A 13432-nucleotide genomic window follows, 5' to 3' on the forward strand; every position below is an offset into this window, starting at 1 on the left:
CTGATGAATTTACCTATGCAGGTTTTGTATTGCCAGTTTATGAAAATCGATTAAAAAATACGGCGGGAAAAGAGCGGCACTTTTCTTTCATGACAGGGCTAAGGAAAAACTGGGGAAAATCTACCCTCACCCTCAGCAGGTTTGGTCAGCAGGCAGGTTTATTTACCGGTGCTGTTGGCATCCCCAGCAGCTATAATTTAAGACACAATGGAGATTATAGCAATATTGAATTACCTAATCAAGACAACTCCCACCTCAAAGTAATATCTAATACCACTATTCAATTGAATAGAAATTGGTTAGAAATTGACCTGGCTTATCAACGAAATGTCCGACAAGAAAATTCTTTACCTCATGCACATGGTATTAACTCCACTGAGTATGGAAACCTAGCTTTAGCTCTTTACCTGGATACTTACACCGCAAACTTTCGGTATAATCGCCATGTTAATGAAAAACAACAGGTGATTATTGGCCTTCAATCCAGTCTGATGAACAATGATTTTGGTGGGTTTGAATTTCTTTTGCCAAAATTTCTATCAAAATCTGCAGGAATATTTTACTTTCACGAATACCGCTTAAGAGAAAATTTTATTCTAAATGCAGGACTAAGACTTGATATTGCCCAACATCAAATTGATGCGCATTCCCAACCTATCTATAACAATTCGGGAGAAGCAACTGGAGAAGAAACCCTTAGAAATCCGGAAATTGATCGCAACTATTCTAATTTAAGTGGTTCCACAGGTTTTTCTTGGATCTTCAGCAAAAATAGTAATCTTAAATTTAATCTAGGCAGTAGTTACCGGGTTCCAACCCCCATAGAATTGGCTACCAATGGCATTCACCATGGAAATTTTAGACATGAATTGGGAAATAGCTTGCTGGAAAGTGAACGGAGCTTCCAGGGTGACTTAAACTACACCTTTTCTAAAGAAAATTTATTGATAGGGATCAGCCCTTATTTGGCCTATTATAACAACTATATTTACCTTTCACCTACTGCCGAATTTTCCACCCTACCGGGAGCCGGTACTCTTTGGGAATACAGGCAAAACAATGCAATTTTTGCAGGTGGAGAAATTAAATTCCACTGGTCATTATTCCCAGCTTTGCAAGCTACCATTGCAGCAGAATACGTCTATAATCAAAACTTGGACTCCAGTTTACCTCTTCCCTTAACTCCACCGGCTAGTATTTTAACCGGGCTTGAATGGAATCTACCCTTAGAAAACTTCTGGTTATTAAACAATAATTTTTATGTTGAGTACCGACAAGTAGCCTCTCAAAACAGGGTAGACAGAAATGAAAGAGAAACCAAGGGATATGGACTCTTGGAAGCAGGCTTAGGCATAGAAATCAAACTTGCCAAGCAACTGCTTAAGCTCCGAATAAGTGGACAAAATTTATTGAACAAATATTACTTCAACCATCTAAGTCGGTATAGGCTCTTAAACTTACCGGAACAAGGAAGAAATATTAATATTAACCTTAAAATCCCCATCCAAATAAAAAATCAGTAGCATTGAACCCCTGTCCTTGCTTATCTGTTATTTAATGCATACAATTGCAACATGTATGCAATTACAATAATATTGTATTTAAAAAATTAAAAGATGAAATCAACCAACATTCTAATAGCAAGCTTTATCGCTATTGGCATTATCTCGTGTGAGAATACTGCTGAGAACCCACAAGACTTAGAAGCCCCAACCATAGACCATGCTGCCTCGGCAGATGAAATCAGTCCGGATCATGGGGAAGTTTTTACAGAGACAATGGACCATATAGCTGTTAGTTTTTCTGTTGAGGATCCCTCTGGAGTTGGACAGATCAAGGTCAATGTGCATGCGAACTTTGATGGGCATAGCCATGCACGAATACTAACCGATTTTGAAACCCTAGTAATTGATGATATATATGCAGTAGATGCAAGTGATCCTGATTTTCAATTTCCTGAAAACTCAACCAAGGTAGATGTAAATAGCACAGCAACAGATATTTATTGGGAGGGAGCCAATTCAAGATTAAGCGGACCTGTTTTGGCTGGTATGTACGACTTTTCCATTACAGCAACGGATATTCATGGAAACCAAACTACTTTTGCAGATGGATCAAGTTATTTGACTACTATCCATATTAGGACTGATTACGCCCCTACAATTGCAGTAAATAATCTCAATGATGGGGAATTAATAGGCACTTCAGGTGAAACCCTTACAGTAACCGGGGAAATTAGCAAACCTGTTCATGAATTTAGTGGTGATTTGGCTTTTATCTGGATCAAACTAGGAGAAGAAGACGACGAGGACCATGATCACGATGAAGATAATCATAGGGTAAGTAATGATGAATACGTTTACGATAAAATGTGGGGAAATTCACAGTGGATATCAGAAGGTACCGGAGCCGATTTGCCTGATAACCAATATATAGACCTATCAACCCTTCTAGCCGGCGAAAATAAGATTATTCTTCCTGAAAGTGGAGATCATTTGGACCTGACGATTAGAGCGGAAGATGTCAACGGAAATACAATTGAAAAAACATATGAGGTACATATGGATTAATTGAAATATTAAGACCTTATCAGGAAAGCATATTGGTAACAATATGCTTTTTTGTTTATAAAAATAAATATAAGAATAAACGAAATTTATTTAGATTAAAAAAACTTGGAATTATTTTAAGCAATACCAAAAACTTATTTTAAATCAAATTTTACTTGATCAACAAGTAGCGTCTGGGCTTGTACGAATAGGTTTTCTATCTTTTCTATTTTTTCATCACTTCTTGACCCGGTATTAAAAAGGGATTCATTAAAGCTCAAAATACAGAAAAATAAAATAATTGCGATATACTTAAAGGAGAGTTTCATTTTATTTGTGTTTAATATATACTCAACAATAGTTAAACATAATTGTTTCGAATACCCAAACAAAAACAATGCAAAAATCCCTTCACAGCATAAATAAATAATAAAAACACCTATTGAGTTAACATTTGAATGCAATAGCGCACATAATTAAACCGAAGTATCCCGCGTAAAAACGAAATAGTTTGTAAACAATCTACTGCGAATCCTATTGCTACCTAATGGATTTTCTACCTATACCTTTATTTCTTTCTTTGATTTTCCATTCATTATTGTACTTTTATTTTTTGGATCTATCCTATCTGATTACAAATGAAAGCACTGACTCTAGAGAAATACGGTTTACCTAAAAACGTCTTAGAACTAACTGAACAAAAAAAACCAACCTATCAAAAAAATGAGCTATTGGTAAAAGTCCATTCTACAGCCATAAATGATTATGACTGGAGTTTGGTTAGGGGAAAGCCATTAATATACAGGTTGATGTTTGGATTGAGTAAGCCGAAATCTAAAAGCTTAGGAATGGAATTATCCGGAACTGTGGAGGAAGTAGGATCTGATATAACTGAATTCAATATTGGAGATGAGGTTTACGGAGATACTTCTGCTTTTGGGTTTGGAACATTTGCAGAATACATTTCCTTACCTGCCAAAGCGCTGGTTCCTAAGCCAAGAGCCATGTCTTTTGAAGACGCTGCAGCTTTACCTCATGCTGCGTTATTAGCATTACAAGGGCTGAAACGTGTCGGAGGCATAAAGGATGGAATGAAGGTCCTTATCAATGGGGCAGGTGGAGGTGTAGGTACCATAGCCTTGCAATTGGCAAAAGTTTACCATTGCGAAGTGACAGGAGTTGATCGTCAAGATAAATTCAAGGCTTTATTCAATTTAGGATATGATTATCTTATCAACTACAAGCAAGAAAATTTTACGAAAAATGGTATTCAATACGATTTAATTCTAGATTGTAAGACAGATAAATCACCTTTTTCTTACTCAAGATCCCTCAAAACCAATGGGGTTTACGTTAGCATCGGTGGAAAAATCAATTATTTAATTTCCACCCTTGTGATTGGAAAGACTTTGTCTCTTTTCTCTAATAAAAGGTTCGAAATTTTAACCTTAAAACCCAATCAGGAACTAAAAGAAATTGCCAATATGTATGAAAAGAAACAGGTAAAACCTGTGATCGATGGTCCCTACCCACTGTCATTTGGTCCTGAAAAACTCCAAGAATTTGGAAATGGCAACCATTTAGGAAAAATAATCTTATCTGTAGGAAACTAAAACCAACTCCTATTACAATTTAAACAATAAGTATTTCTTTTTCTCTTTTCTAAGCCCTATGGAAATTAGGCAGGAAAAAAATTTCATTCATTAGAACACATTGAAATAGATAAATGGTGAAGTCAACGAGTCTATTGAACTTTAAATACTATTATATTTTTATTTATAAATAATCATTATATTTGGATAAAAATACAACTATTAAATATTATAAATACATTTAAACCCTAAAATAATGGCTATTTCACTCACACAAGCTGAAGAAATCATAGCAGCTGCCAAAAGTAAAGCTCATGCACTAGATACCAAGATGAATATTGCAGTTGTAGATGCTGGAGCCAACCTACTTGCCTTTGCCCGAATGGATGGTGCATGGTTAGGATCTTTGGACATTTCAATAAAAAAAGCAAAAACGGCTCGATATTTTGATATGAATAACGGGGCTATAGGAGAGCTATCGCAGCCCGGAGGATCCTTATACAATATAGAACATTCTAACAATGGCTTAATAACTTTCCCTGGAGGTATTCCCCTAAAAAATAGTTCCGGAGAAATTATCGGAGCCATAGGGGTTAGTGGCAGTACCGTAGAAAACGATCATTCAGTTGCCGAAGCTGGAGCAATTTCACTAAAATAAAACTATTGTTGGCTGGCAAACTTAAAGAATTTGACCAGCCAACTTTTTACAATTGATACATTCAATAGTAAACCCTCCCCTTTTTTATTATCCACAACATTTGGAATTGGTTTTTATTCAAACCTTGGTTGAAAGTCTCTTTTATAAATTTTCGGTGTTACCCCCATCTTTTCTTTAAATTGTCGATTAAAGTTTGACAGAGTATTGAACCCACTTTCATAACTTATTTCACTAATATTTAGATTTTCTGTGTGCAACAATTTACAAGCATGACTTATCCTGACTTCTGAAAGGAAATCTGAAAAAGACTTGTTCATTCTGGATTTAAAATACCTGGAAAAAGAGCTACTGGTCATATTGATTAACGCTGCCAATTCTTCTTGCTTGATGTCCTGTTGAAAATGATCCATAACAAACTCATGCACCTTGCTCATTCTATCCTTTTCCGATTCTTTATTGGCATTAAAATAACCTGCTTGAACAATTGTTTTAACTTCCTTAGATTTGGCAATAATAAGTAAAATTTCGAGGAGACCAATGATCCTGTCCATTCCTTTTTTATGCACCAACCGAATAAGTTTGTCTTTGATTTTCTGATTGGTCTTTCCAATAATTTGAAGTCCTAATGAAGCCCTTTTCATTAAAGCTTTAAACTCATCAAACTCTTCCTTTTCCATCATCTTTTCACCTAAAAAATCTTCGGGGAAATAAACAACAATTCCACGTGTCATCAAATCACTATCCTTTTCAAAGTATACTTGATCATTTCTCCATAAATGAGGCAAATTAGGGCCGGTAAGTACAAGATCATTGGCTTGAAAAGGTCGCATGTCGTCCCCAACAAACCTGGTACCATGCCCTTCCAACACTAAAAACAATTGGTACTCCGGATGAAAATGCCAGTTTTTATCAAAATTCGGTGCCACCAACTCCTTTATTATATAGGCGTTGTGCTCAGGAATACGGGATTTTTGAAAAGCTTTTTTCAATACTAATTAAATAATGCTGAATAATTCCTTAAAAATAGATAAAAATGATATAAAACAGTCATAATTAGACAAAAAACAGTAAGAATGATGATTTTAAATCATTCAAATTAGTATTTTCAAATGATTAAAAAACAATACCCAAAAAAGCTACAATGAAAAACCTGGGGATAATTGCCTTTGTCATGCTATTATGCATGTCATGTGGCACACGAAACAATGAGATTGAATTGTCTGACGGTCCAAGAAGAGCGGAAATATTATTCCTTGGCCATGACAACACTCATCATGACGCTGAAAAATTAATGCCAATTTTAGCTAGGCATTTATTTCAGGAAGGAATCAACCTTACTTACACCTCTGATCTTAAAGACCTTAATGAAGAAAAATTAAGACTTTATGACGGACTAATCATTTATAGCAATCACGAGGTCATTTCACCGGAGCAAGAAGAGGCCCTAAGAAACTTTGTAGAGGAAGGAAAAGGGCTAATTCCTATTCACAGTGGCTCATTTTGCTTCCAAAATTCTGATTGGTATATAAAAACTGTGGGAGGACAATTTTCTTCTCACGGATCAGGTGAATTCAGCAGCAAAATCACCGTTCCTACACATCCGGTAATGGAAGGAATTTCCTCTTTCACCACTTGGGATGAAACCTATGTCCACAGCCAATTAAATGAAGACATGACCATTTTGATGGAAAGGGTTGAGGATGGTAAAAAGGAACCGTATACCTGGGTTAGGGAGCAAGGAAAAGGCCGCGTTTTCTACACTGCTTACGGTCATGATGAAAGAACATGGAATCAACCTGAATTTCAGGAATTGGTTGCCAATGGGATTTTATGGGCCGTCGGAGATCAAGTTGCCCAACAAGTAGCTGAATTTGATATACCGCAACCAGAATTTGAAGATGCAAAGATTCCAAACTATGAAAAAAGAGATCCTGCACCTCGGTTTCAATTGCCTCTTTCTCCAGAAGAATCGATGAAATTGGTTCAGGTGCCTGTAGGCTTTGAATTACAACTTTTCGCTTCAGAACCTGATATAATTAACCCAATGGCCATTGCTTGGGACGATAAGGGACGACTATATGCCATTGAAACAGCGGACTACCCCAATGAAGTAAGGAAAGAAGGAGGCAATGATAAAATCAAAATTTTAGAAGATACAAATGGTGATGGAAAGGCAGATAAAATTACGGTTTTCGCCGAAGGCCTCAACATCCCAACAAGCATGGTTTTTATCAATGGAGGGCTCCTTGTAGCCATGGCTCCGGATTTTGTATTTCTTAAGGATACTGACGGTGATGACAAGGCAGATATCAGAGAAACAATCATTACCGGCTGGGGAAAAAGTGACACCCATGCGGGTCCTTCAAATTTAAAATATGGTTTTGACAATAAAATCTGGGGGGTTTTAGGCTATTCCGGATTTAAGGGAGAATCAGAAGGCAAAACCCTATCCTTTAGCCAAGGAATTTATCGGTTTTCTCCAGATGGATCCCAATTGACTTTTCTTGGCAATACCAGTAATAATACATGGGGCTTGGGTTTCACGGAAGAATTTAACACTTTTATTTCTACGGCAAATGGGCAGCACAGCGCTTACCTTTCTATGCCAAATAATTATTTAAAACGTCCGATTACCGGAGGTTCGGATAAAGCGGTACAAGGAATAGACAGTCACTTTGAGATGCCTCACCTTACACCCTATTTGCGCCAGGTAGATTGGCATGGAGGTTATACGGCTGCTGCCGGACATAACTTTTACACCGCAAGAAGTTTTCCAAAAAGTTATTGGAACAAAGTGGCCTTTGTAGCCGAACCTACAGGTAGGGTTTTACATAAAGCCGTTATTGAACCAGAAGGCTCAGGTTATAAAGAGACCAATGGATTTAATATTTTGGCTAGTTCTGATGAGTGGTTTTCACCCGTACATGCAGAAGTTGGGCCTGATGGTGCCCTCTGGGTAGCTGATTGGTACAATTTCATAATCCAACACAACCCCACTCCCAAAGGCTTTGATAACGGAGAAGGAAATGCTTATATCAATCCTCTAAGGGATTCCAAGCATGGGAGAATTTACCGCTTGGTTTATAAAGGAGGAGATTACAATACCATGGAGATTGATCCTACCAAAAATTCAGATCTTATTAGAGGTTTGAAAAGCGACAATATGTTTTGGCGAATGACGGCTCAAAAGCTAATTGTAGAAAACAAAAAAACTTCATTAATTGAAGACCTACTCTTACTCATAGCTAATAATAGTGTAGATGAAATTGGTCTTAACTCTCCGGCTGTACATGCCTTATGGGCGCTGCATGGAATTGGTGCATTGGATGGAAAAGATGAAAAAGTAATGAATGCAGTAAGGCAAGCCTTAAAGCATCCTGCTGCGGGTGTTAGAAAAAATGCCCTACAAGTTTTACCAAAAAATGAAGAAACAATAAATGCCATTCTGGATGCCAATTTGGTTCAGGACAAAGACCTCAACACTAGAAAAGAGGCATTGCTTGCACTTGCAGATTTGCCAAGCACACCTGATGTTTCTGCATTACTTCTAACAGCAAGTCTTGAAGAAGAAAATGATTCAGACAAGTATCTTCCACAAGCCCTATTCGCTGCAGCAATTTCTCATCCCTCCGCTTTTCAAGGCACTGGCTCCAAGCCAATGCAAGGAAATAAACCTGATTCACTTTGGACTTTGAAGGAGAGGATTACCAAAAGTCTGATAGAAGAACAATACAATTTGGATAGAAGAACAGGAATTTCCTACCCTCCCCAAATAGCAGGCAAAGAAATCAACATTCAGGCTACTATCAGCCAATCTGATAAACCTTTGGAAGGAATTATAGTAACACAAGGAAACAATAAGAATGGTTATAGTTTGTATATCGTTGATAATAAAATCAATTGGTTGATCAATCAAGCTGGTGAAAGCTATCGAGTTGTTTCCAGAGGCAAACTACCAGACCAACAGTTTGTAATCAATGCATCACTTGAGAGAGGTGGTAACATGGCAATAAGCATTGATAATAAGTTAATTGCTGAGGGCAAAGCACCCGGCTTATATTCGGCCAACTTTGAAGAAGAATCTGTTAGAATTGGGCATGACAATCTAGCCAACGCTCAGGTAGAAAATTACAAGGATAAAAGCTTTTTTACTGGAAGAATTAACAGGGGCTCTTCTTTTCTCAAGCTAAAGACACCTCAGCAGGACAATCAACGGAACCCTGATGAAATCAATGAGAGTAAATCTCAAATCAATAATGCAGGTGCAATTACCATCAAAATGGGGGTCATTGCTCATGAGATGAAATTTGATAAAGCCAGTTTTAATGTTAAGGCCGGACAGCAAGTAACCATAGATTTTATGAACAATGATTTTATGCAACACAACCTATTGATAGGTAAAGCTGGAAGTTTGGAGGTCATAGGTAAGGCAGCAGATGAATTGGCAAGAGATCCGAATGGCGTCAACATGAATTTTGTACCAAAAATTCCAGAAGTAATAGCGTCAACTCCACTAGTAAATCCTGAAGGCAATGAAACCTTAATATTTACTGCACCCAGCGAACCTGGAGAATATCCTTTTCTATGCACTGTCCCTGGGCACTGGAGAATTATGAATGGAATTATGATCGTAGAATAAGCATAAAAAAAAAAATAAGTAATGCCTTTAAACGTAAAACTAGGAGTAAGTACATGGCTATGGACCTCCCCTTTTAGTACCGATACGGTATCGTTATTCCCTAAAATTAAGAAAATGGGCTTTGACGCAGTAGAAATACCAGTAGAAGACCCTTCTTTAATTGATACAAAAATAGTAGATAAAGCATTAAAGGACAATGCCTTATCTCCGGTAATATGTGCTGCTTTCGGTACAAGTCGGGACCTAACCCATGATGATCCATCATTTCACCAGACAAGTTTTGATTATATTCAAGCTTGTTTTGATATCAGTGCTGCTCTAGGAGCTCAATTTGTAGCAGGCCCAATGTATTCAGCAGTAGGTAAAGCTCGCTTGGTATCTCCTGATCAAAAGAAAATAGAATGGCAAAGAGCCGTAACTAATTTGCAGAAGGTTTGCCGGATGGCTGAGAAATCTGGTCAAAAAATAGCATTGGAACCATTGAATAGGTTTGAAACGGATCTGATCAATACTACTGGTGATTTGATGCAATTGATAGCTGACATCAATCATCCCGCTGCCGGAGTGTTATTGGATGGATTTCATATGAACATTGAAGAACCGAGCATTGAGGCCGCTATCTTACAAGCTGGGGATAAACTTATCCATGTTCAAGTTTCAGAAAGTCATCGAGGAACTCCAGGTACCGGACAAACCAGGTGGGAAGACTTTAGGTCAGGACTCGAAAAAATCAATTATAATGGAACAATATCTATAGAAAGTTTTACACCGGAAATAAAAGAATTGGCAGGAGCGGTTTGCATATGGCGTGCCTTGGCAGAAAGTCAGGACAAATTTGCTTCTGAAGGCTATAAATTTTTAAAGGATTGGGCTAATTAAAAAACTAAAAACAATCATAAGTATAAACCCAAAAATTTGTGGAAATGAGTAAAAAACTAAATATTGCGATCATAGGACTGGGGTTTGGAGCTGAATTTATTCCTATTTATCAAAAACACCCTGAGGCCAATATATACGCCATTTGCCAAAGAAATAAAAAGAAATTGGATGAGATTGGTGATGCCTTTGGCATAGAAAAGAGATATACCGATTATGATGAATTGCTAAAAGATCCTGATATTGATGCGGTGCATATCAACACACCCATTCAGGCACATGCTGAACAATCACTAAAAGCATTGCGGGCCGGAAAACATGTAGCCTGTACGGTCCCAATGGCCACGACAGTGGAGGAATGCCGCCAAATCGTGGAAGAAACCGAGCGTACAGGGCTTACCTATATGATGATGGAGACTGTCATTTACAGCAGGGAATTTCTTTTTGTGAAGGAGATGTATGAAAGTGGCGCCATGGGAAAATTGCAATTTTTACGTGCTAGCCATCAACAAGAAATGGCCGGTTGGCCCGGCTATTGGGAAGGCCTTCCTCCCATGCATTATGCCACGCATTGTGTGGGGCCGGTATTGGCCTTACCAAAGGCCGAAGCAGAATATGTTTCTTGTTTTGGATCCGGAAGAATTGATGAAAACCTGATTGAAAAGTATGGCTCTCCATTTGCAATTGAGAGTTGCCATATCAAATTAAAAGACAGTGACCTATCTGCAGAAGTTACCCGTTCTCTTTTTAATACGGCCCGACAATACAGAGAGAGCTTTGATGCTTATGGATCTGAAAAGTCATTTGAATGGACTTTAATTGAACATGAAGACAGTGTAGTTCATACAGGAGAAATCCCTGAAAAAGTTAAAATTCCTGATTTTGCGCATTTACTTCCTGAAGAAATAGCCCCGTTTACAACTTCTGGTGTCTACGATGAAGAGGACAATCAACACCTCTCTTTCATTCAAGGAGCAGGACATGGTGGATCTCATCCCCACCTGGTGCATGAATTTATCGCTGCCTTGCAAGAAAAGAGGGCTCCATATCCAAATGCCAAACAATCTGCCAACATCACTTGCGTGGGCATATTGGCACATGAGTCGGCCATGAAAGGTGGCGAAAAAATCAAATTGCCTTCATTTACGTTAAGTAAATAAATTGATCAAACATTAAATAAAAGCTCGAATTTGGAAAGATTCGAGCTCTTTTTTTAACCCCTATTTTGCAATTGGAGCGTAGCGAGTGGTGTATCAAAAGAATTACATCCTTTTAGTAAATTGAGTAATATCCTCGCTATGGCAATGCCAATAATAGCAAGTATTATACTGATTTTCAATTGGTTTCATCACTAAATAAAATAAAATCATTGCAATTTTCGTGTTTCAACAAACCTTTCTATTATACTACTCAGAAACTTATTCTTTTGCTTTTAATCCCAATTAAATACCTTCAGTTAGATAGAAAATAATTGCATTTAAGGATGAACTATTTTTTAAAGTATTAAAATAATCATTATTATTTCTATAGTTTTGTTTAACAGATCCTATCAATAGCTTTCTTTGTCAGGTTAAGGAGTTTTTTCACCTATGTAAAGATTAAACAAAACTGAATGAACATAACGATTGAGAATATTATATTGATAGGTTCTGTGCTATTAATTATTAGCATTATCTTAGGTAAGCCAAGTTACCGTTTTGGGATTCCAACCTTATTGCTTTTCTTAACCATAGGAATGTTGGCCGGTTCCGATGGAATTGGCGGCATCTATTTTGATAATCCGCAAGTTGCCCAATTCATAGGGATTGTGTCGCTCAATTTCATCCTTTTTTCAGGTGGGTTAGATACCAAATGGCCTTCGGTCAAACCTGTTTTGAAGGAAGGCATTGTCCTATCTACCCTAGGGGTCTTTTTAACGGCTTTGGGCTTGGGGTATTTCGTTTTTTGGATCACTGATTTCACTTTATTCGAAAGCTTGCTTTTAGGTGCAATTGTTTCTTCCACTGATGCTGCAGCAGTATTTTCCATATTAAGGGGTAAAAACCTAGCCTTAAAAAAGAATTTAAGACCAACCTTGGAATTGGAAAGTGGAAGTAATGACCCCATGGCCTATGTATTGACCATCGCATTTTTGTCTTTGGTTCAAGAACCAGATAAGGGTATTACTTCTATCCTGCCACTTTTTGTTTTACAAATGCTCATAGGAGGTGTTTCCGGGTTTCTTTTTGGTAAGCTTAGCAAGTGGATTATTAATAAAATAAAACTGGATTTTGAAGGGCTTTATCCAGTATTGACCATTGCCTTAATGTTCATTACTTTTTCAGCTACCAACAGCCTATACGGCAATGGATTTTTAGCCATTTACATTTGTTCGGTTTATCTGGGTAATCAAAACATTATACATAAAAACACCATACTGAGTATGTTTGATGGTTTGGCTTGGTTAATGCAAATTGTTTTGTTTTTAACATTGGGCTTGCTGGTTTTCCCGACACAAATAATACCATTCATTGGCATTGGGCTAGTAATTTCATTATTCTTAATCTTTATAGCTCGTCCCCTAGCGGTTTTTATTTCATTAATTCCATTTAAAATGAAACTTCGCCGGAGATTTTATATTTCCTGGGTGGGCTTACGGGGAGCTGTACCCATAGTATTCGCTACTTATCCGCTACTTGCAGGAATTGAAAAAGCTAATATTATTTTTAACATCGTCTTTTTTGTAGCACTTAGCTCAGTTTTAATTCAGGGAACCACTATTTCTCTAGTAGCAAAATGGCTTAAAGTGGGTCTCCCGGAAAGTACAAAAAAACCTAAACTTACAGATAAGTTTATGGAAGAACATCCAAAGACCATTTTGAGAGAGATAAAAATCAAAAAAAACACAGGAGCTATAGGGAAACAAATTGTAGATTTAAATTTCCCAAAAAACGCCATCATCGCCATGATAGAAAGGGGTGACAACTATTTGATGCCTAATGGTTCTACCATTTTGGAAGTTAACGACAAATTAGTTGTTCTTACAGATAAAATTGAAAACATTAAAGAAGTATACGCTTGCCTGACGATTAAGGTAGAATAAAAGGCTAAAATACGATTGACCATTGGCCAGCTAATC

Annotated in this window: 9 protein-coding genes; 8 read left to right on the forward strand and 1 reads right to left on the reverse strand. The window is 37.4% G+C overall.

What is annotated here, in order from left to right:
- From AAC037_RS07140 to AAC037_RS07155, 4 genes are all read left to right on the forward strand, one after another.
- The coding region (locus tag AAC037_RS07140) for a TonB-dependent receptor (protein WP_339902331.1) at positions 1–1523 on the forward strand (1523 nt) is incomplete at its 5' end.
- A 93-nt stretch (positions 1524–1616) separates the two neighbouring features.
- Positions 1617–2570, forward strand: a complete 954-nt coding sequence (locus tag AAC037_RS07145) for a DUF4625 domain-containing protein (RefSeq protein ID WP_339902332.1) — start codon at positions 1617–1619, stop codon at positions 2568–2570.
- Positions 2571–3187: 617 nt separating this feature from the next.
- Entirely contained in the window at positions 3188–4162 is a 975-nt protein-coding gene (locus AAC037_RS07150) for an NAD(P)-dependent alcohol dehydrogenase (protein WP_339902333.1), read from the forward strand.
- A gap of 235 nt (positions 4163–4397) precedes the next feature.
- The gene (locus AAC037_RS07155; protein ID WP_339902334.1) at positions 4398–4799 is read left to right on the forward strand and encodes a heme-binding protein; all 402 of its coding nucleotides are present in this window, start codon (positions 4398–4400) and stop codon (positions 4797–4799) included.
- A gap of 113 nt (positions 4800–4912) precedes the next feature.
- Here AAC037_RS07155 and AAC037_RS07160 read toward each other — a convergent pair whose 3' ends face one another.
- The gene (locus AAC037_RS07160; RefSeq protein WP_339902335.1) at positions 4913–5788 is read right to left on the reverse strand and encodes an AraC family transcriptional regulator; all 876 of its coding nucleotides are present in this window, start codon (positions 5786–5788) and stop codon (positions 4913–4915) included.
- 152 nt (positions 5789–5940) lie between these two features.
- Between AAC037_RS07160 and AAC037_RS07165 the strand changes: the two genes are divergently transcribed.
- From AAC037_RS07165 to AAC037_RS07180, 4 genes are all read left to right on the forward strand, one after another.
- Positions 5941–9438 carry a PVC-type heme-binding CxxCH protein gene (locus AAC037_RS07165; protein WP_339902336.1) on the forward strand — a complete coding sequence of 1166 codons (3498 nt, stop codon included), beginning with the start codon at positions 5941–5943 and terminating at the stop codon, positions 9436–9438.
- Positions 9439–9459: 21 nt separating this feature from the next.
- Positions 9460–10317: a sugar phosphate isomerase/epimerase family protein gene (locus AAC037_RS07170; RefSeq protein ID WP_339902337.1), complete on the forward strand. Its 858-nt coding sequence runs from the start codon at positions 9460–9462 to the stop codon at positions 10315–10317.
- A gap of 44 nt (positions 10318–10361) precedes the next feature.
- Positions 10362–11474 (forward strand): Gfo/Idh/MocA family oxidoreductase, encoded by a 1113-nt coding sequence (locus AAC037_RS07175; RefSeq protein ID WP_339902338.1) that lies wholly within the window; start codon positions 10362–10364, stop codon positions 11472–11474.
- Positions 11475–11926: 452 nt separating this feature from the next.
- Positions 11927–13396 carry a potassium/proton antiporter gene (locus AAC037_RS07180; RefSeq protein WP_339902339.1) on the forward strand — a complete coding sequence of 490 codons (1470 nt, stop codon included), beginning with the start codon at positions 11927–11929 and terminating at the stop codon, positions 13394–13396.
- Positions 13397–13432: the final 36 nt, after the last annotated feature.

Origin of the sequence: uncultured Cyclobacterium sp., assembly GCF_963976465.1 — a bacterium.
Lineage (GTDB): Bacteria > Bacteroidota > Bacteroidia > Cytophagales > Cyclobacteriaceae > Cyclobacterium.

What these genes read in the sequence shown, in the direction of transcription:
- AAC037_RS07145 (WP_339902332.1), top strand. Translation starts at nt 1,617, where the DNA reads ATGAAATCAACCAACATTCTAATAGCAAGCTTTATCGCTATTGGCATT.
- AAC037_RS07150 (WP_339902333.1), top strand. Translation starts at nt 3,188, where the DNA reads ATGAAAGCACTGACTCTAGAGAAATACGGTTTACCTAAAAACGTCTTA.
- AAC037_RS07155 (WP_339902334.1), top strand. Translation starts at nt 4,398, where the DNA reads ATGGCTATTTCACTCACACAAGCTGAAGAAATCATAGCAGCTGCCAAA.
- AAC037_RS07165 (WP_339902336.1), top strand. Translation starts at nt 5,941, where the DNA reads ATGAAAAACCTGGGGATAATTGCCTTTGTCATGCTATTATGCATGTCA.
- AAC037_RS07170 (WP_339902337.1), top strand. Translation starts at nt 9,460, where the DNA reads ATGCCTTTAAACGTAAAACTAGGAGTAAGTACATGGCTATGGACCTCC.
- AAC037_RS07175 (WP_339902338.1), top strand. Translation starts at nt 10,362, where the DNA reads ATGAGTAAAAAACTAAATATTGCGATCATAGGACTGGGGTTTGGAGCT.
- AAC037_RS07180 (WP_339902339.1), top strand. Translation starts at nt 11,927, where the DNA reads ATGAACATAACGATTGAGAATATTATATTGATAGGTTCTGTGCTATTA.